The sequence below is a fragment of the Lysinibacillus sp. 54212 genome (assembly GCF_036662795.1).
GTDB lineage: Bacteria > Bacillota > Bacilli > Bacillales_A > Planococcaceae > Lysinibacillus_B.
Genome location: NZ_JBAFWZ010000039.1, coordinates 1 through 20164, shown reverse-complemented (window position 1 = coordinate 20164; position 20164 = coordinate 1). Strand labels below are relative to the sequence as shown.

Genomic DNA, 20164 nt, shown 5'->3' with positions numbered 1-20164 from the left:
AACAAGTTGCCTAGGCTTTTTTCAAAATGTCCTTTACGAAGGGTACACTTTATTTGGTTAGGCGGGTATTTCTATATGATTATTATTAGGTTTATCACGAGCGATCTATAACTCTAGACTTGTCCCTATTAGCCCTTCTGTTTTCGCTCTAGGACTGGCTCACAAGTCATTAGTCTTCCATTAACAATTGCAATTGTTGAATACTAGAATTAGCTATTCCAACTTCAATTAAAACCATTCCACTTTACTTCGGAATATGAATCACGAGATAAACCAGTACTTTCCAAACCCATTTTCCTGTAATGTAAACTTTATTGAACACGCCCTCTTGATTGACATTACAATACTTTCCTTGCTCTCCATGTGACATCCAAATGATCAATTACACTGAACTCAGCCCCTACCTGTATTCATACTAGAAGGATTTCACTATAGGGAAAATCCCTACCAATTACTAAATCCCCGGAATCACACTAGAAACTTTGACAAAATCGAATAAATTTGAAGGGTTTTTCTGAAAATATAGGGAAAAACCCTATAGATTATCGCTATCTATTTGCGAGATAATGTTAACGTGAAATGAAAATAACATGACGGGTGTGAGTGTACATAGTGATGAACCGTATTGGTGACATTCAACCACTTATTCAAGATTATCGATCCAAAATTAGCGACAATGAATCTGAATTAACCATTAAGATCTTAGATGACTATGAAAAACTTCTACAGTTGTTCGAGCAAAAAAATGAGATGATTAATCGAATTTGGGATTTCCATGAAAATGAAAAGTATCAATTAGCTCAAGAAACATTGGATCCCCTTGAACAAATTTTATATAGCTCTTTATTAGGAATCCGTACGTTAGACAGGGAAGCTCAAACAGACGCTGCAAAAGAGTATTTAGCTTCACTGAAGAAAGAAATTGAAGCACAATTACAGCAGTTGAAAGAGGCTTCGATTAGTGTATATCCAATATGTATGCAGGATTTGGGGCCTTACGGGGCAATTAAATCTTACTATGAGCTACTTAAAGAAGGAAAAAACATAACGGTCGACATTGACTTTAGAGGAACGCTGCAAAGGCAGCCTCATAAAATAGAGAATAATATATTTCGATTTCTTCAATATATGATTGACATAATTGACAGCTTTAATGCTGTTGACTCATTAAGTGTCACTATTAATGAAGGGGATGGTCGAATCGTTATAACATTTGAGGATGAGGCGTTAGTAGAAAGACTACACCACTCTTCTAAATATCGACTATTTAAAGAATTAGTAGACAGTATTGAAGACGTTGAGATTCTAGAAAAAAATAAGAGTACATTTAATCTCGTTCTACAAACAAGCAATTAGACAACTCTACGTCGAAGCGTACGTATTTTATTTCCTAACCACAAAAAAACTCCTTTGTAGAAGACTTAGAACGATGTCTTCTACAAAAGAGTAATGTTATTCTGAAGGATCAACTTTTTAATCCCCATGTCTTGGAACAACAATTTCGATCGTCGTTCCCTCATTTACTTTAGAATGAAACTGTGCAGAGCCACCTACTCCTTCTGCTCGCTCCTTTATACTATATAAACCAATACCTCTTCGCTGTGCGTCTTTTAAATAATCCTCTACGCAAAATCCTATCCCATTATCTTTAATTGTTAAATTTACTGCATCTCCATCCGTATCCAGAGATACATAGACTTCGGTTGCTTTCGCATATTTCGCTGTATTATTTAACGCTTCTTGACAGATTCGATAGAGAGCTGTTTCAGCTTCTGGCTGCAATCTACCTACTCCCTTTTCTATTTCAAAGTGAACTGAGCTATTATGAATCCTTTTGTATGAATCAAGATAGGACCTCAAGGCTGGAATAAAGCCTAAATCATCTAATGTACTTGGCCTTAATGAACGTGCAATTTCTTTTACTTCCTTCATTGCCTCTTGTGTCATCACCTTTATCGTATCAAGACTCTCTTCATTCTTTTGGACGGATTGATCTTTATTTACTGTGTTTAACGTAACTAAAATACTATATAGAGATTGGCCGATACTATCATGTAACTCTCTAGATACACGCTTTCTTTCCTCTTCATGTGCTTCAAACACTTGTCGGGATAAGTTTTTCTCAGTCTCATATAGCTTCAGCTCTGCCTCGAGTTGCTGCTTTTCAGCATTTTCTTTGTCAGTTAAGATCTGCCGAATCTCAGGGAAATAGATCGCACGGTAAATATAAATATAGGCAACAAATTTGAAACCGTGCCCTAATATATTCTCAATGGCATACACATGCTTATAGAGGGTAAAAAAGAGCTCCCCTACCATCATAATAAATAAGGCAAAAATCATGCGAAGCGAGTCAATAGTTGGTCGTGACTCTTTTAAATACCTTGTTAATAAAGTAAGGAATGTAAGGAAAATAGTTATACTTATGACATACTCAAGCGAAACTTTAAGACTTGTAACCCCTTGTTCATTCAGTAGAACTGGAAGCTGTTCTGGTATTGTCAAAATAATCGTTGTCACAATACTAACAACTAGGAGGGCTACACTTACACCCCAACGACGTTTAATAAAGTACAATTGGTTAGGTCTAAAGACAAACAGAGCAACGCCAAAGCTTTCTACTAATCGTGCGACAATCCAAAACCACGTGGCACGGGTAGCAGAAAACTCATCGTCAATAAAGGGCATTCCCTTATACGTGAAAGTATGAACTAAATCAAAGCAACCTACTGCTAGAAACACTAGCCCAATAAAATATTGAGATTTAATTCGATGGGTAGAGTAAGTTGTCCACGCCTGTACGAATATAGAGAAAGAAACAAATATACTAAATAACTCAAACAATGTATGTAGTAATAAAAAATGATGGTCTACATTAGCAGATGTGTGTGCTATTTGAAAACGGAACAGTAAAAGCAATGCGAAAATTGCAAAAATTATAAATTTAATTTCTTCTTTTTTTCTAGCTGCCATCCTCTTGTGCTCCCTTAATCAAAATCTAAATAGCCGTTTTTCACTGCAAATTCCACTAAATCTGGACGTGTTTTCAGTTGTAATTTTTCCATAATTTTCGATCTATGGGATTCGATCGTTTTTATTGAAAGAAACAGCATCTCTCCTATTTCCCGATTGGTATAACCTTTAGCCAAATAAGATAATACCTCTTGTTCGCGGCCCGTTAATTTTTGCAAATTACTCTCATTGGCATCTGATTTTTTCATATATTCTTCTAATAAAAGTTTTGTAGCATTCGGATATAAGTAAGCTTCTCCGCGGTAAACTGTACGAATAGCCTCTAATAAATCATTTTCATGATAACTTTTTAATAGGTAGCTAGAAGCCCCCGCCTGCAATGCGTGAAATAGATATTCCTTCCCTTCATGCATTGTTAAAACGATGATCTTCATCTTATTATTCGTTTCATTAATTTGTTTTGTTGCTACAAGCCCGCTCTTCTTTGGCATATTTAAATCCATGATGATAACATCAGGTTTTTTTTCTAATGCTTTATGAACGGCTTCTTCTCCGTTCTCCGCTTCATCTATAACCCTCATGTCATCTTGACTGTTAATCATATGTTTAATTCCCGAGCGTACAATGGCATGATCGTCGGCAAGTAGTACTGAAATCATACTTGCACCTCCTAAATTAGAATCTCTAAAAATACTATACCATATATATATCAAATATTGGATATACGTAGGTATTTTTCATTAAATTGGTTCATCATCGAGTCGGAGTTGCTATAAATGCACCGCACACTGCACTCCGAGCGGTCGCTTTCCGCTGGCGAAGCGCTGAGCCTCCTCGTCGCAAATAAATTTCCTGCGGGAAAGCGGGGTCTCATCACTCCGCTTTCCCGCAGGAAGCCTTGCTCTGTAGCGAAAGGCGCAGCCGTCAGCTACACTCGCCGCTCTCCGTTACGTGTGCTAAAAATCGCGAAAATAATTCTGGATAAACCATTTTGATAAATATTGATCCTCATTAATTTTCTATTAAGAAATATTGCTCCTGCATTGGTTGCATCATCATTTCACTATCCACGTCGGAACGGAAATCAACCCCAAATCATCGTGAAGAGGGAGCCATTAAACTTACCGGACAGGGGGGAATAACCCACGTAATATAGGGAATGAACTAGTAAAGTATAGGGATTTTTCAAATAACGCTTAGGGGTTTTCCTTATAGTGATGGTTGTAATTAGTTGTAATAATAGTAAATAAGAATACACCGACAATTCACAACCTTATTGAAAAGAGGGAAAATGATGATTACAGTTCAGAAATCCTTATTTGAAAATAAAACTATTATTATCGAGATGATTTCATCTCGTATGCCATTAAAAAAAATACTAAATTTTATTGTGAATAGCATTGAAAATTCCTGCGATCCTTTTAGTCTGTATGGTTCCATCATGTTGTACAATCCAAAGCTAAATCAATTAGGAGAAACAGTGAGTTCCTCTCTCCCTACAAATTTTATTCAATCTATGGAGCCAGTTGAGGTCAGTCCTTATGGCGGTTCATGTGGAGCTGCTGCCTTTTTAAAACAACATGTTATCGTTTCAGATATTGAAAACAATCCTATTTTGGAAAAGTACCGAAGTTCTGCAATTGTACATGGATTTCGTTCTTGTTTTTCAATCCCTCTTCTCTCTTCTAACAATGAATTATTAGGGACAATTGCATTTTATAGTCGAGAGTTAGGAAATCCAGATGATAAAACGTTAAATGCAGTTTATTATTATAGCAAGCTAGCTTCTTTGGCCATAGAGAATTCAAAAAGTACTACCAACTAAGCGCAATAATTTTGGGTCTTCTTTTCTTTATTACAAGAGCAACAATCTTTTAGATCATAGCCATTTATAAATAGCCTCGATTCATTTTTGTGAATTGAGGCTTTACTTATTTTGGAATTATCAATTCATTATATTTAATATAAACACTTGAATACTTTTTGTAAAATGTTAATTTAAACATATAAGTAGGAAATTTAAGGAGGTATTCGAATGAAAGGTTTAGAGTTATTTACTAATTTTATTATGAAGCAGGATACTTTTATTAGGATAGGATTCTATGTAGCTGCAGCTATCATTATTTTATTAGCAGGATATTTCATCGGTGGATTTATTGGTAGATGGATAGGATAAAGGTGAAAAGATGTTTTGGATTATTGGTTTCATCTTTTTTATTGTTACGGCATTAAGTTTAATCCTTTATTTTAAGTGGGATGATAAAAAGTTTTTGATTTTATGTGGTATTTCTCTTTTTCTAACTTATTTTTTTTTTGGGTATAATAGTAATCAATAGATACCCTTTGAAGTAAGGCTGTTAGGAAGGTAAGATGGGCTATTTAGGGACTTACTTGTACGTAGATTAACATACAAGTCCTTTCGTTATGATACCTACAGGCTACCCCACTCTGCTATATTTTAATTCAACTTTATCGTAATAGGATCAAAATCAATTCTTTTAAAATCACTTTGACTATTACTTCTATGAGCGAATAGATAAAACGTGATGGATGTTGCTCCGGGATCCAGGACATGAATTGTTGCATTCCATGTGAGATCTTCACACGAATCACCATCCTTTGTACCAGATCCACCATTATACGGCACTTCATATTTTTCGCCTAAATTACCAACCGCACTTAACTTAGCCTCTACCGCCATCCATCTTTTATGAACAGTAGTGGCTATATCTTGTAGGTAATACATTTCATCGATCAAATAGACCGTTTGCACTTAGCGGCTATCCCCATATCAGTACTAATTACCAAGCCATCTACTCCATGTGTGGCGAAATGATCAATACCTTTTACTTTTAGCATTTGTCCGCTCGATTAAGGTTCTAAACATTGAACAATAATAGTGCCTACATACGATAAATGTAAATATATTACATAAACTATATTTGCATTCCAATTATGGATGGTATACCCTAGTATATAGACATTCTATTTACATAAGAACGTCAATAAGTATTAGGGGTGCATAGAGATGGCTAAAAAAATCAAGAAAAAGAAAATTGAAGAAGCTTTATTAGAAAAGAAAGCGAAGAAAAAAGCTGAGAAAAAGAAAATCGAGAAAAAGCTAGAGAAGAAAAAGGCTGAGAAGAAGGCTGACAAAAAAGCAGCTAGCAAAAAAGCGAAGAAAAAGGGCAACAAGAAAGCAGCTTAACCTCATAGGAAAAAGGCTGGAGAAATTCGATTCGATTTCTCCAGCTGCTTTTAACCCTCTATAATAGACCCGCTTTCTCTAAAAACTCACGTGCCACCTTTTCTATATTTTTGCCTTCTACGTTAACTTGATAATTCATTTCGCGCATTTCATCATCCGTTATTTTACCCGCTAGTTTATTTAACGCTTGTTCTAGTTCTGGATACTTTTCTAGTGTTTCCGCTCTTACTAATGGTGCGCCTTGGTATGGTGGGAATAGCTGTCGATCGTCAGTTAACACTTTTAAACCGTATTGCCTTATCTCACTATCTGTTGAATAGGCATCTAATAATTGAATATCTCCTGTATCAATCGCTTGATATCTTAGCTTCGGTTCCATTGTTTGGATATGATCGATTGAGATTCCATAGAGCTTTTGTATGCCCAAATAGCCATCTTCTCGATCATTAAACTCCAATGTAAACCCTGCTTTGATGGATTCTTGAATTGCCTTGATGTCCGAAATATTTTCTAACCTATACTCTTCTGCTATTTCTTTTGAAACAGCTAGTGCATAGGTGTTGTTGTACTTCATCGGGCTCAGCATCACCATATGGAATTTCTCCAGCATACCTGCTCTCGCCTGCTCATACACATCCTCTTCATTATTATTAACAGCTTGCTCTTTTAAAAACTCGGAAATGGCTGTACCCGTAAATTCAGGGTAAATATCGATACTGCCGGATTTTAGTGCGTTAAAAACAAATGAAGTTTTACCCAGGCCAGGCTTTAATTCAACGGTTAAGTCCGTTTCATTTTCAATCAATAGTTTATACATATTAATCAGTATTTCGGGCTCTGATCCAAGTTTACCTCCAATAGCAATCTCGTCTTTTTCATTAAAGTTTACTAGTGGTGCCAGAATCATGAGTATTGCCGCAGCACTAATAGCACTTAATGTGAAGACTGATTTTTTAAAGGAAAGTGATTGGAGCTTTTTCAGTAAAACATCAAACCCTATCGCTAAACACGCTGCAGGCACAGCCCCTAGTAGTATGAGTGAAGGATTATTCCGATCAATGCCAAGTAATATGATATCCCCTAATCCACCCGCGCCGATTAATGCCGCAAGTGTTGCTGTCCCTACTATTAAGACCATAGCTGTCCGGATCCCCGCCATAATGACGGGCATAGCGAGTGGAAGCTCCACCTTCACTAGCCTTTTCCATGTGTTCATCCCCATCGCTGTAGCCGCTTCTTTAAGCGAAGGGTCCACTTCATTTATGCCCGTGAATGTATTTCGTAGGATCGGTAAAAGTGCATAAACAACTAGTGCAATGATTGCAGGTACCTTCCCAATGCCAAACAACGGGATTAACAAACCGAGTAAGGCTAATGAAGGAATCGTTTGTAGGACTGCACTAATGCCAATAATGCTTTCTGCCATTTTCTTCTCTTTTGTTAAATAGATTCCTAGAGGGATTGCAATGGCAACGGCAAAAAATAATGCAATAAATGAAATCTGCATGTGTTCGAGTATAGAGGCTAGGAGTTGTCCTTTCCGTTCATTAAAAACATCCATAAAATCTGTCATTCGAATCCTCCTCTTTCCAAGGATTCTGCTGAACTTTGGTTATGGAAAGTATGCTCGTTCACTCCGATAAACTCTCGAACAAAATCATTCACTGGATGTTGGATGATAGCCTGGGGCGTACCAATTTGCACAATTCTCCCATCCTTCATCACAAGAATCCGATCAGCTAATTTTAATGCCTCTTGCATATCATGCGAAACAAATACGATGGTTTTTTGTATCGAACGTTGAAGCTGGAGAAGGTCATCTTGTAATTTCGTCCGACTAATCGGATCGAGTGCACTAAATGGCTCATCCATTAGTACAATTTCCGGGTCAGCTGCTAGAGCACGAATGACCCCAACTCTTTGTTGCTCTCCACCAGAAAGTTCATTCGGCTTTCGTTGGCTATATTGATCGGCATCAAGCCCTACCATCTCCAGTAACTCTCGAACCCGACGCCCGATATCTTCACTCCGCCACTTTTTCAGCTCCGGCACAATCGATATATTCTCCTCAATTGTCATATGCGGAAAAAGCGCTATTTGCTGCAGCACATAGCCGATATTCCAGCGTAATTCATGGATGTTATAATCACTGATTCTCTTCCCGTTAATTCGTATCGTTCCTTGGGTCAACGGAATTAAACGATTGATCATTTTCAGTAACGTCGTTTTTCCACAACCACTAGGACCAATGATGACGAAGAATTCCCCTGCATTAATTTCAAGATCAATGCTATTCACTGCAATCTGGCTATTCTCATATTTTTTAGTAACATTCTCAAATACAATCATTGTGAAAACCCCTTTTCCTGGCGTCTGCAAGATTTTTTTGTGAACGCTTGTTAGCACCCTGTACATAAAATATGCACTGCATCTCCTGGCAATGATTTTTCGGAAATATAATACTACGTATTAAGTTCGATCTATGTAGACTTTTTCCTCTTTTAACCTTTTTGGTTCCGGATTATATTTTATTCCTATCGCTTGACTTTATGTTCATATGCACACGTTTTTGAACATTCGAATAGGCTATTCCTTGTTTTGATCTTAGGCATTTTTTGCAAGGCAATAAAAAAAACCACCAATTAGGTGGCTTTTTCTATATTGGTATTATTCCTCGTTCAAACTATCCAACAGTTCTATAACATATTTTGATGTATCCATCATCTGCTGTTTATTTGTTATTGAAGATTCACCGTCACCTTTTTGATGTCCATAATCTCCAAAACCTCCATGATTCCCACCGTTTATTTCTATAAAACGTGCGTCACTTGGCATAACATTTTTAGCATCTTTTACTTTGTTTAGGTTTGCAACTTTATCATTGCTTCCCCATAGTGATAAGACTTTTATTGGTCTACTACTAAGATTGGTTTTTGATTGGGGATAGGATGCTAATAGAACTAACCCTTTTATTTTATCATTTTTCAGTGCATAATCCGCTGTCATTACGCCCCCTAAAGAATGTCCGCCTATCACCCAAGTATCAATTTCTTCGTGATTACTTATTATACTGTCTGCTCTATTAGGTGATAAAATGGCTAAGTTAAAGCTCATTTTAGCAATACTAACGGTATAACCTTTTGTTGCTATCTCTTTTGCTATAGGTGCATATGCTGAAGCTTCTACCTTTGCTCCTGGATAAAAAATAAATCCTATATTTTTAGCATTCGATACTGGTTCAAATAATATGTCTCCGTTTTCTTCAACTGTAACGAACGCGTCAGATTTTAAATTATCCAAAGCTAACGAACTGGACTTATAGTATGAACTTACATAAATAAAAAATCCCGCAACGAGTAGTATTAAAAAAACGGAAATTCCCGTGAAAATTTTGAACTTTAAAGATTTCTTTTGTTTCATTTGATATCTCCTACTTATTATTACATTCATCTTTTCAAAATGTTTTAGTATATTTCAGGTATATTGATTACCCAATTTTCTTGTTGCTATTAATGAACAAGATGATGAAGCAAATACCATATCATTTGCCCCTCTTCAGGACTTTGGCGTTTCATCGTTAATTATTTGGTGTTTTCTTTAAATACATGTATTTTTCCACAAATGGGTTAGGATTGAATGCATGATCCAACGCTTTTTCTACCTTCGCAGTAGCCCCTTCCTTTTGCTTACTTGTAGAAACTTCATGGGTAAAGTAAGCAAACTACATCTGTACTTATGCATAATTTAGCAACATGTCTAAAGCTTCTTCAACTTATTATCATATACACTGATTCACTTATTATAGCATTGCTAGTTCTAATTACTTAATTTTAAAGCATCCTTACGCGCAGAAATGTAAAGCCCTTTTATTGCGCACTTCATCAAAATAATATTGGTGTTTTCCTACTCGCTTATAGAAGTAGGGGATTTCTGCTGAAACACGTTAACATTGGACCTTGAGTTGATTTAAAGCTATACTTAGTTGCTCTAAGCGTATTTTTTATTGTGCTGACAGATAGTGACATTATAGAATAAGAGGTAAATTAAATTGGAGTGAGATGTATAAACACCTCGGATTCATAGCTCTATATAAAGCTCTTTGCTGGCACATGTAAATTACACAAAAAAAGCTATTTGCGTTAACCAATTCCATAGCAATACTATAGAAATAGTATAAACTACTAGAAAATTTTAGTTACAAACGGCGGTGTGAAAAATGAAAAAATTTGCAGTTGATATTTTTATTATGATGATTGGGGCATTCCTCTTTGCACTTGCTATCAACTTATTCGTTATTCCAAACGATTTAGGTGAAGGCGGTGTAACAGGTGTAACGATTATTTTGTATTATGTAATGGGATGGTCCCCTAGTATTGTCAGCTTGGTAATCAATACTGGACTATTAATGATCGGCTATCGATTCCTCAGTAGGCAAACGACCATTTATACAATTATCGCCGTCATCTTCAATTCAATATTCTTACATTTAACAGAATCTTGGTCCATTCAATCCGATGAAATTATGATTAATGCTATTTTTGGTGGGGTTTTTGTTGGGGTTGGTATTGGATTAATTATTCGCGTCGGTGGTACAACGGCTGGTACGACTATTTTAGCGAGAATAGCAAATAAATTCCTAGGTTGGAACATTAGCTACGCGCTTTTATTTTTCGATTTAATCGTGGCATTTTCATCCTATTTCATTATCGGCGCAGAAGCACTTATGCTTACGATTATGATGCTTTACATTGGAACAAAGGTTATGGAATTCGTGATTGAAGGTGTGAACCCTCAAAAAGCAGTAACAATCATCTCAAAAAATCCGAATGCCATCGCAGATCAAGTCAGCTATAAACTAAATCGAGGTGTAACTGTACTATCTGGGCATGGCTATTATACGAAGGATCAAAAGGAAATTTTATATATCATCATTAGCAGACAAGAAGTCATTAAGCTAAAAAATATCGTAAAAGCGGTAGATGAGGATGCCTTTATTGCCATCCATGATGTACGAGATGTATTTGGAAAAGGCTTTATCGAGCTATCAAAGTCTTAATCAGAAAAGGCTGTCGTATCTTGCCTGAGGTAAATGCGCGGTGAAGTAACTTCCCTGTTATCAGTTTTATTTTGGCACGTGCCTTCGTGAAATACAGACTAAATAAGCCGCGCAACATAATTGCGCGGCTTGTATTATGGTTGTTTATGAATCCAGCCAAGTAAATCGCTTTCGAGCCCATCATCTGTTTCACGGAAAACCTCATCACACATGAAACAGTAGGCTGCACCATCCTCATATTCGATGTAATTATAGCAGACCGGACATTGTTCTTGTTTTGGCATATTTCTACCTTCTTATATTTATACTTCGACGCATAAGTGAACAGCTAAAAACCTTTTTTCCTATTCATCACTCGCTGTCTAAATAATAACTATTTCTTCTCTCTCCATTTAATTCTACTAACTACCCTTGAATTGCTTTAAGCTGCCGTGTAGTATCTTCACGATAAAAACTTGTATCCTTATGCATTAATTTCAACTTGAAGGGTTTATTCATTTCTTGAATATCATATTGTTTTATAAATGAAAAAATCCCCAGAGTACTCACTAAGGTTTACTTTACTAAATCGGTCATCTTCCCTATCCCATTAATATAAAACAATCTTTTATTGGAACAAGTCCAAATTGTTTTATGTTTTAAGTATTCTTAATAGAAAATTTAAACTTAACATCAAATCATCTCCAATAAAAAGCGGCATCCTTATTTTTGTAGATTCTCATTTGTATACCATATACATTCGAAATATCATAGGTTGAATCTAAAGGCTCTTCACTACTTTAATAATTGCCCATCCTACCAAATAAGTTTACCTAGATGAAGTTTTTTAGTGTTTCTTTCAAATGGTAGTTATCTTAGCTTAGTTTCTTATATACCTCATATAAATCCAATAATTGCTTTCCAAGTTCGCTATTTAAATCCCACGAGTCAGCAATAGCCCTTGGATATGATGAGATATGGCTTTTGCTTTCAATCATTAGTTCTATATCCTTACAGAAATTTCTGAGTTGACCTATCGTTCCATCTTTACCCTGACCTAATTTGTGAGCTTTAATTTCACACTCTACCTTCATTTTCACTTTTTCAGCTTTTTCTATAAAGTTTACGGTTTTATTAAGCTTTCGAGGTTCGTTATATACCATTGTTCTAAGCCCCCAATATATTGATCTCATTTGAAAATACAACCCTGCTTTTCCTTTAATTATTATTGTGTCTGGTTTAACTTTCCATTACCGAACACCTGTAATTCTATTCCAATCTGGTGGAAGTGCTAACTTACTTCTATTAACTTGTGGTGAGGATGTTTCAAAATAAATACCTTCCTTTTGCATAAGCTAATAAAAATTTATGAAAAGACTGTCTTGATTCAATTTAATAGCTTTAATAAGTTAAACCATATCAATAATAATTTCCCCTTTATTATAGCCACCTTCTTTAAAGGAGTTACGAGCTGCCTGGGCAATAGTTTTAGTAGTAACAGCGTCAAAACTGCCCCCAATTACACCACCTATCAACGGCACCATCTTTCCTAAATTGATAACACCCTTTTGACCAAACTTTGTAACTAACCTAAAACCAACTGCTTGGTTAATTTTTTTTATAACTTCACCTGGTATCCTTTTAATTTGCGCTTCTCCAACTTTTAGACCAATCTTTATGCCTGCACTTTTCACGACTTCATTGACTGTTTGACCAGTTAAGCATGCATAAACAAATGTTTGTACTTGATCATCCTTTAAATCAAATCCTCGCATATGAGCAATTGCTGCTACCATTCGCATTTGAACATACATGACGGATGCTATATTTGCAGGAATTGTAACTGGCATTGTGACGACGCCACCTAATCCTGTTATAAATCCTGAAGTAGCACATTTCGTTATTTGATAATTAATTAAACTATTAATTGCAGCATCCATACTAGTATGCTTTCTTATATAACTTTCAGCTAATTCAGCTGCTGTATCAGATCCTGGAATACCATTTATCGCTTTCTCGTAAGCCCATTCTAAAGCTTTTCCTACATTCGACTCTGTTAAGGCAACCATATTCATCACTTCCCTTTATCGTATAAGCTCATTATATATAATGACAAATAATTAAAAAAGAAATTTTTTACAATTTAAAATCCGGAATTTGTATTTTAAAAAGGTCCCTCAATAACAATGAGATAGTTAAATAACTATTGCAATTTAATAACATAAACCTTAAATCCATTCTAATTTCTCTATTTATTCTAACAAGATTTATAAGACAATTATGTTATGCTATACAAAAAACTTGGAGGTCTATATGTCTGGAAAACAAATTAACCCGAAACTTATTCACGCTCTAACGAATCAACCACTTACTAATATCCCTACTTCACCAACTTTCAAGCATTTAGGGGGCATTTATGTTAAATCAATCGTCGACCAACTCAAAAAAATCGAAACACCTCAGCCTAAGAATGAAATGATGATGAAGTGTGGGAAATGTGGACATTCTGGAAAATACGATATAGGAATAGTCGCTATTTCAGTTTCTGTCAATGGGAAGAAACAATCACAGCAGCTTACTGGCTATTTCCGCTGTAAGCATTGTAATGCAGGTGGTCCATGGAAAGATTCACCAGAATTATTAATGTTCACAATGAGTGCTTTGATGGCACCCCAAAGAAATTTACCTGTACATTTTGGAGAAATTCAACTTTCTGACGGCTATGAACCACCATACGCTACGGATGGAGAGGAACATTACCTAAAGTTAATTGCAGCTACGCCAATGAACGGCTTATTATGGAACAAGCTTGGTAATCTCTATTTAACAGGCTCAAGACCAGAGCTAGCTATGGCTGCTTTTGAAAAATCGATTGAAGTCGACCCGAATCAAGTAGAATCACATCTTTCTATTGCAAACTTGCTCATGCAGCTTAGAAATTACAAGCAAGCGATTCACCACTTACATCAAATGATGATTGCGGCTGAAGCTTATCCACATTTAGAAGCAACTCGATTACGAGAATTACTTGCTCATGGTATCTGCACGAGTTTTATTGCTGCTACCGAGTCAAAAAATAAATATGAAGCTTTACCGACTCAAACAAAATTAATTGAAGCAGGTAGTACCGCAAATTTACAGTCAGACAAGCTTCCTCGCTATCTAACATTATCATCCGAGGACATTTCAACATTTTACCCTCTTGCTGAAGCGTTCATGGGGGCACGTGTCCGAAAATTAGATAGAAAAAGTAAAAAGAAAAAAACTCAACAAAAAAGAACGAAAAGTCAGCAAGTCGAAGCTTTTATTTACGAGCAGCAAGGCTTCTTCAAAAAAGGCGATATTCAACAGGCATGTCCAGACATCAGCTTAGCAACGATTACTAAGGTTATTCGTGAACTACGTAAAGCAGGTGTCATTGAAATGACCGGCACTGGGACAGACATTCAGTGGTATAAAAAATAAACTACTTCCCATGTACACAAGGAGTTACTTAGAATAAAATGAACTGCCCATATCGAACTTGATTAGGCGGTTCATTTTTCATTCGACTTCACTTATATCGTTCTTTCATCAACAGGAAATAACTGAAAAATTTCTGCAATTGAATGATGAACTTCATCAATATATTAAAAGGCTAATCAGTTATAAACCTCTTTTCAATATAGAAAAACTCCCCACTAAATAAACAGATTTAATTCTTTATCTGCCTATCTAACGGGGAGTATATTTTACTATTTACTACATGATGTAATAGTCCCTTTTTTCATTGCTATGCATTCTATCATTATTAACTTAATTTAAACTTTTTACTATATTCTTGATTTATTTTTAGTAATTCTTCAGCTGGAACTATTTTTTTATCTGCCTTTTCTAATTGTATTTCATTAGACCATAAAAATGGATATATCAATATAGCCTCATTGAATTTAACATTTTTACAATCTTCTTTCCATGTACTCCACCTCATATTACTATAAAATTCATCTACATTTCCTTGTACAGCCCAAGCTATAAACTCTGAATATTGCATTTCCAATGACTCCCACACTAACGTATCTGGAGCAAAATACCATACTTCACCTTTTCCTTCAGAAAAAGCCCCAGCATTTAATGCAAAAAGTCCTCCAACAACATCATCTGCAACTATTAACATTTTATCAACCTTCGTTGCCACTCCATTTTCACCAATTGAATTATATGACAGTATACCTCTATTAATATTACTGTCGTGTCCTAGTATTCTAATCCAATTATCTATTACTATCCCAGATGTATTTAATATTATTGAGCCTAATGCTGATTTTGATGTTATTTGTAATACATTAATAGATTTTACCCCATACTCTAATCCATCTGAATTTAATACTAATCGCCTATTGGAACTCATCAACATGTCGTTTATTTCATGCCATAAATTATTATCTATATTACTCATTTTTTCCTCCTATATTTTTAAATTTAATCATCAGTTATCTTATATTTTACTTTGGTTCCATTTGGATATGGTCTTAATTTGTGTCCAAAAGTTGACCCTGAACCTCTATTATCAGAAGGATTAATAGGTCTAACACTTGCACCATCCCCACCTTCTTTAAACATAGCTGGTGGATATTCATCTAAATCCTTTCCTGGAACTTTATCTATACCTTTCAGTGATGCCTTACGATTAGCTTTTGAACCCGACCTATCAATTGTCAAAACTTCTGGTTGCCCATTAGCTATTGCATCCTCAATATGCTTTGTTGACTCTGGGTATTTATTTCTTGAAATTTCAACCTCTATTAAATCAGGGTCTCCTCCCCCCTTACCCGTCACATCATCATTAACACTTTTATTCGTCTTCCCAACAGCATCTGATACTTCATCCACTGCATCGGCGCCTTTATTTATCCACTTTCCAGCTGTACTCGCGTTCCCTACAATTGGGATCATTGCTGAATAGGATAAAGCGGCATTCAGAGTATCGCCTCGTGCTGTGTAGATAAGACCATTTATGCCATCTGCAATTTCTCCAAAACCAGGGAATAATCCAGCCGCATCTAGACCCGTTTGGAAACCATTTAGTACTTTCACATTAAACACATGATCCTTCATCCACGACCATGTCTTGGATGCTTCACTTAACGTTTCAGTTGAAAACACTTTCTTTTACATAAAAAACTCCCCATTTGATAAACAGATTATACTTTTTTATCTGTCTATCGAATGGAGAGCATATCATTTAGTAATCAAGGTATTCCTTAAATATCACTTTTTTTTACTTCTTCGAACCAATAATCAAAAATATCATCTGGTAATAGCTCGTCATCATTTGTATAAATTAATTCATATCGATACTTAGCATTCAATTTATTTTTCTTCACATCATAATGTAGTTTTATTTCGGTAGGCATTTCTCTTCCAAAACCTTTGCATTTATTATGAATTTCCTTTAGATTCTTTAATCCAATGTCTAATACTGCTTCTTGTCTATCTTCTGATGTATCATAAACTATTGAGTTAGTAATGTTCTCATTAACTGCACTATTTAAATCATTCTTAAGTACCACATGGCCATTTATTTTATAGAATACATCAAAAAAATACATTTTAGGTTCATATGAACAATATATATAGAAATCTTCAGCCTTATCTTCAACATACTCTAAACAAATTGCTACCATATCAGTTTGTAGTTCTGATAAATAATCTTCGAATATTTTAGTCATCTTTTTTCACCTCTAATTTTCAAGTACTTGTTTTTTAACAACACCATCAATCACATATTTTACTTCAAAACTTATAGGCCTTAAACTATCATCATCATAATTAACTTTAACATTAACTGAAACTTGCTTCCCTTCTTCTATTGCTTTAGCCCATTTATTCTCTAACTTCTTGTACTTACTTAAATTAACATCACTCGATTGAGAAACGAGATTATCATAATCAGGAGATCCCCCAAATCTATCTGCAGCTAGGTGCCCAGCATGATCCCCTGGTTCTTTACCAGGTGTATTAGACTTATGTGGTAATCTATTATCACGTTCTGTTAATTTTAAGTCATCAGCATTAAACTCATTAATTCTCCCAATTTCATCTGTCTTATAATGATAATCATATTCCCCTGCTTGATATTTAATATTCGGTTTCAATACTCCAGTTTTACTAATATGACTTCCATCTCTGATTACTTCATTTGTAACACCCTTACCCGCCACATCATCATCAACAGTCTTTTTTGTCTTCCCTGCAGCATCTGATACATCATCCACTGCACCGGCGCCTTTATTTATCCACTTTCCTGCTGTACTCGCATTTCCTACAATTGGGATCATTGCTGAATAGGATAAAGCGGCATTCAGTTCATCGCCTCGTGCTGTGTAGATAAGGCCATTTATGCCATCTGCAATTTCTCCAAAGCCAGGGAATACTCCAACAACATCTAGGCCCGTTTGAAAACCATCTAGTACTTTCACATTAAACACATGATCCTTCATCCACGACCATGTCTTGGATGCCGGTGCCTTAATGACATCCTCGTAAGTTTTAGCCATAACTGCCTTGATGTTATCTGGATCAAGAACATTTCGTGCTTTGGTGACGATTGCTGAGTTCTTCACAGCCTGGAAAGTTTTCGTGATGGCCTCTTTACTGAAGTTGCTGTTCCAGAGGTCTTCTAACTGCTTTCCTTTTTGCTGCATATAGCCGAAGACATGGGAGTGTTATTATGCACATGAATTATAGATCTAATCACAGTTATCCTCTGCTCTTTCACTAGAAGCTAATTCTCGTTGCCAATGCAAAACACCTTCAAGTTGTCCCAACATTTACTACATGAGGGCATTCTCTTGAAGGTGTTTTAATTGTCTTATGACTGGGGTAAGTACTGTTTCCATATTGTACTTTTATTCGCCACGAGCTTCGGCGTTCTCTTACCTAAATATAAATCGATTAATTTATATGATCATTCTCTATACTTTTCAATATAACCAATCTCGTATATCTGCTTTCCAACATAGATAATTAATAAAATATAAGAGCTTTTTAGATAGAATAAGTCTTTTAACACTCTAAATGTTTATTAATTTCTTAATAGTCTAACATCAAGTGGTTTAAGCCACCAAAAATTTTGTTAAGTAATATAGCTAGTCAAAACTTAAATTGCTAAGGTTCATATTATCACTATTCACTTTGATTATTCACATAATTTTTTACAAACTGTATATTTGTTTCGTTTTCAGGTAATAAACCTAAGTTTTGATATTCAAAAATCATTTGTCGTTGAGTAGGGGATATTGTTGAATTTATTACGTCTTCATAACTATAATTAATTTTTATCTTTCCAGGATACTTTAATGTTAGCGTTAAATTCGTCCATGGCTCTTGATGGTTTTCAATAAATATTTGTCTTAAATCATTAAATTTAGTTTGTAATTCTAATAACAATCTATCATAATTTTTTTCACTTACATTAAATTCTTCTGGAATATCGTGAGAATACATAAAATCCTCATTCTCCGAAGTATTAAAATAAAAGTATACTTCTCTAGAACCGTCTAATATTTCTGCATACAAGTAAATCTCATTCCAATTACCATCAGGTATCATCTCAATAATATGTTCTGCTATGATAGGGTACATCTGCTCCATCTGTTTTTCCATAATTTAACTAACCTCCGATTTGATTTTGTATTGTAACCTTTTTCTTCCTGCCACCATCGATTGAGTACTCTACTATAAAACTATCAGGTCTAGCAGAATCACCAGTAAATTGAGGTTTTATTTTTACTTTTGCACTGCCCCCTTCTCTGGCTAATGCTGATGCCCACTCTTGTTCCATCTGATGCCATTTTCCACCAGCTTCATTAATTTGGGAATTCATCGGAACCAAATTATCAATATCCCCCGAACCTTTAAATTGACTACCAATTAGATGACCGCCATCATCTCTTTCTGGATACTTACCTTTGATTCGATCTTTTTCACCAACATTACTTTGAGCATATTGATTTCTCGTTCCTTTGCCAAGCTGTAAATCAGCCTCTACACTTTCAATTCGACCAAATTCATTGGTTTCATAAGTATATCCTTCTTCTGTTTTATACTTTATATTCGGTTCTAATACTTTTTTGTTACCATTTTTAATAATATGCGTTCCGTAAGGTACCTCAATTTTACTACCTATGCTAGAACCCTTACCCGTCACATCATCATTAACAGTCTTTTTCGTCTTCCCAGCAGCATCTGATACATCACCCACTGCATCTGCGCCTTTATTTATCCACTTTCCAGCTGTACTCGCATTTCCTACAATTGGAATCATCGCAGAATAGGATAAAGCGGCATTCAGTTCATCGCCTCGTGCTGTGTAGATAAGGCCATTTATGCCATCTGCAATTTCTCCAAAGCCAGGGAATACTCCAACAACATCTAGGCCCGTTTGAAAACCATCTAGTACTTTCACATTAAACACATGATCCTTCATCCACGACCATGTCTTGGATGCCGGTGCCTTAATGACATCCTCGTAAGTTTTAGCCATAACTGCCTTGATGTTATCTGGATCAAGAACATTTCGTGCTTTGGTGACGATTGCTGAGTTCTTCACAGCCTGGAAAGTTTTCGTGATGGCCTCTTTACTGAAGTTGCTGTTCCAGAGGTCTTCTAACTGCTTTCCTTTTTGCTGCATATAGCCTAAGACATTGTTCTTTACCAAGTCTTTGAGATTGCCGGTCTTCATCGCATTGTACGGAATATTGGATGCTGCCTTGCCGAGTTTCCCAAGCTTATCAACGCCTTTTAATCCTACAGCGGATACAATCGCGTAGGAGAAGAAGGCTGCCCGACTGCGTGCATCGCCGTTGATTACATCTCGTTCCCAGGCGGCTTCGACAGCGCCCCACATTTGGTTGAATGTATCAATCGGATTGAAAATGGCTGTTCCGATACCTATTAAAAATCCA

Annotated in this window: 20 protein-coding genes and 1 pseudogene; 6 read left to right on the top strand and 15 right to left on the bottom strand. The window is 35.8% G+C overall.

Annotated elements, in window-relative coordinates:
• Positions 1-615 precede the first annotated feature (615 nt).
• The gene (locus V4T18_RS17205; protein ID WP_332651524.1) at positions 616-1356 is read left to right on the top strand and encodes a hypothetical protein; all 741 of its coding nucleotides are present in this window, start codon (positions 616-618) and stop codon (positions 1354-1356) included.
• A gap of 117 nt (positions 1357-1473) precedes the next feature.
• On the opposite strand, the gene V4T18_RS17200 is transcribed toward V4T18_RS17205, so the two are convergent.
• Together V4T18_RS17200 and V4T18_RS17195 are read right to left on the bottom strand one after the other, a co-directional pair.
• The gene (locus V4T18_RS17200; RefSeq protein ID WP_332651523.1) at positions 1474-2973 is read right to left on the bottom strand and encodes a sensor histidine kinase; all 1500 of its coding nucleotides are present in this window, start codon (positions 2971-2973) and stop codon (positions 1474-1476) included.
• 14 nt (positions 2974-2987) lie between these two features.
• Entirely contained in the window at positions 2988-3632 is a 645-nt protein-coding gene (locus V4T18_RS17195) for a response regulator transcription factor (RefSeq protein WP_332651522.1), read from the bottom strand.
• A 635-nt stretch (positions 3633-4267) separates the two neighbouring features.
• Here V4T18_RS17195 and V4T18_RS17190 point away from each other — a divergent pair.
• Together V4T18_RS17190 and V4T18_RS17185 are read left to right on the top strand one after the other, a co-directional pair.
• Complete coding sequence (locus V4T18_RS17190; RefSeq protein ID WP_332651520.1) at positions 4268-4798, top strand: GAF domain-containing protein; 531 nt, start codon at positions 4268-4270, stop codon at positions 4796-4798.
• A gap of 210 nt (positions 4799-5008) precedes the next feature.
• Positions 5009-5149: a hypothetical protein gene (locus tag V4T18_RS17185; protein WP_332651518.1), complete on the top strand. Its 141-nt coding sequence runs from the start codon at positions 5009-5011 to the stop codon at positions 5147-5149.
• Between the two features lie 282 nt (positions 5150-5431).
• Here the strand turns inward: V4T18_RS17185 and V4T18_RS17180 are convergent, their stop codons facing one another.
• Positions 5432-5674 carry a hypothetical protein gene (locus tag V4T18_RS17180; RefSeq protein WP_332651516.1) on the bottom strand — a complete coding sequence of 81 codons (243 nt, stop codon included), beginning with the start codon at positions 5672-5674 and terminating at the stop codon, positions 5432-5434.
• A 327-nt stretch (positions 5675-6001) separates the two neighbouring features.
• Here V4T18_RS17180 and V4T18_RS17175 point away from each other — a divergent pair, with 327 nt between their 5' ends.
• The gene (locus tag V4T18_RS17175) at positions 6002-6181 is read left to right on the top strand and encodes a hypothetical protein (RefSeq protein WP_332651514.1); all 180 of its coding nucleotides are present in this window, start codon (positions 6002-6004) and stop codon (positions 6179-6181) included.
• Between the two features lie 58 nt (positions 6182-6239).
• On the opposite strand, the gene opuFB is transcribed toward V4T18_RS17175, so the two are convergent.
• From opuFB to V4T18_RS17160, 3 genes and pseudogenes are all read right to left on the bottom strand, one after another.
• A complete protein-coding gene (gene opuFB / locus V4T18_RS17170) occupies positions 6240-7754 on the bottom strand; it encodes an osmoprotectant update ABC transporter permease/substrate-binding subunit OpuFB (protein WP_332651512.1) in 1515 nt (504 codons plus the stop codon).
• 62 nt (positions 7755-7816) lie between these two features.
• Positions 7817-8530: pseudogene (locus tag V4T18_RS17165) on the bottom strand (ABC transporter ATP-binding protein); the annotation flags it as partial.
• A 318-nt stretch (positions 8531-8848) separates the two neighbouring features.
• Entirely contained in the window at positions 8849-9601 is a 753-nt protein-coding gene (locus V4T18_RS17160; RefSeq protein ID WP_332651511.1) for an alpha/beta hydrolase, read from the bottom strand.
• 796 nt (positions 9602-10397) lie between these two features.
• Here V4T18_RS17160 and V4T18_RS17155 point away from each other — a divergent pair.
• Complete coding sequence (locus tag V4T18_RS17155) at positions 10398-11237, top strand: YitT family protein (protein ID WP_332651510.1); 840 nt, start codon at positions 10398-10400, stop codon at positions 11235-11237.
• 134 nt (positions 11238-11371) lie between these two features.
• On the opposite strand, the gene V4T18_RS17150 is transcribed toward V4T18_RS17155, so the two are convergent.
• From V4T18_RS17150 to V4T18_RS17140, 3 genes are all read right to left on the bottom strand, one after another.
• Positions 11372-11521 (bottom strand): hypothetical protein, encoded by a 150-nt coding sequence (locus V4T18_RS17150; RefSeq protein ID WP_332651508.1) that lies wholly within the window; start codon positions 11519-11521, stop codon positions 11372-11374.
• Between the two features lie 570 nt (positions 11522-12091).
• Entirely contained in the window at positions 12092-12379 is a 288-nt protein-coding gene (locus V4T18_RS17145; protein WP_332651506.1) for a hypothetical protein, read from the bottom strand.
• A 246-nt stretch (positions 12380-12625) separates the two neighbouring features.
• Positions 12626-13285 carry an EcsC family protein gene (locus V4T18_RS17140; protein WP_332651504.1) on the bottom strand — a complete coding sequence of 220 codons (660 nt, stop codon included), beginning with the start codon at positions 13283-13285 and terminating at the stop codon, positions 12626-12628.
• 244 nt (positions 13286-13529) lie between these two features.
• On the opposite strand from V4T18_RS17140, the gene V4T18_RS17135 reads away from it, so the two are divergent.
• Complete coding sequence (locus V4T18_RS17135; protein ID WP_332651502.1) at positions 13530-14681, top strand: tetratricopeptide repeat protein; 1152 nt, start codon at positions 13530-13532, stop codon at positions 14679-14681.
• Between the two features lie 325 nt (positions 14682-15006).
• Here the strand turns inward: V4T18_RS17135 and V4T18_RS17130 are convergent, their stop codons facing one another.
• The 6 genes from V4T18_RS17130 to V4T18_RS17105 all read right to left on the bottom strand — a co-directional run.
• Positions 15007-15654, bottom strand: a complete 648-nt coding sequence (locus tag V4T18_RS17130; RefSeq protein ID WP_332651500.1) for a DUF2625 family protein — start codon at positions 15652-15654, stop codon at positions 15007-15009.
• Between the two features lie 23 nt (positions 15655-15677).
• Positions 15678-16361, bottom strand: coding sequence for a NucA/NucB deoxyribonuclease domain-containing protein (locus V4T18_RS17125; protein ID WP_332651498.1), 684 nt, complete (start codon positions 16359-16361; stop codon positions 15678-15680).
• Between the two features lie 98 nt (positions 16362-16459).
• Positions 16460-16927, bottom strand: coding sequence for a DUF600 domain-containing protein (locus tag V4T18_RS17120; protein ID WP_332651496.1), 468 nt, complete (start codon positions 16925-16927; stop codon positions 16460-16462).
• A gap of 12 nt (positions 16928-16939) precedes the next feature.
• Positions 16940-17821, bottom strand: coding sequence for a DNA/RNA non-specific endonuclease (locus tag V4T18_RS17115; protein ID WP_332651494.1), 882 nt, complete (start codon positions 17819-17821; stop codon positions 16940-16942).
• A gap of 562 nt (positions 17822-18383) precedes the next feature.
• Positions 18384-18863: an antitoxin YezG family protein gene (locus tag V4T18_RS17110; protein ID WP_332651492.1), complete on the bottom strand. Its 480-nt coding sequence runs from the start codon at positions 18861-18863 to the stop codon at positions 18384-18386.
• 7 nt (positions 18864-18870) lie between these two features.
• On the bottom strand, positions 18871-20164 hold a 1294-nt coding region (locus tag V4T18_RS17105; RefSeq protein ID WP_332651490.1), incomplete at its 5' end, for a DNA/RNA non-specific endonuclease.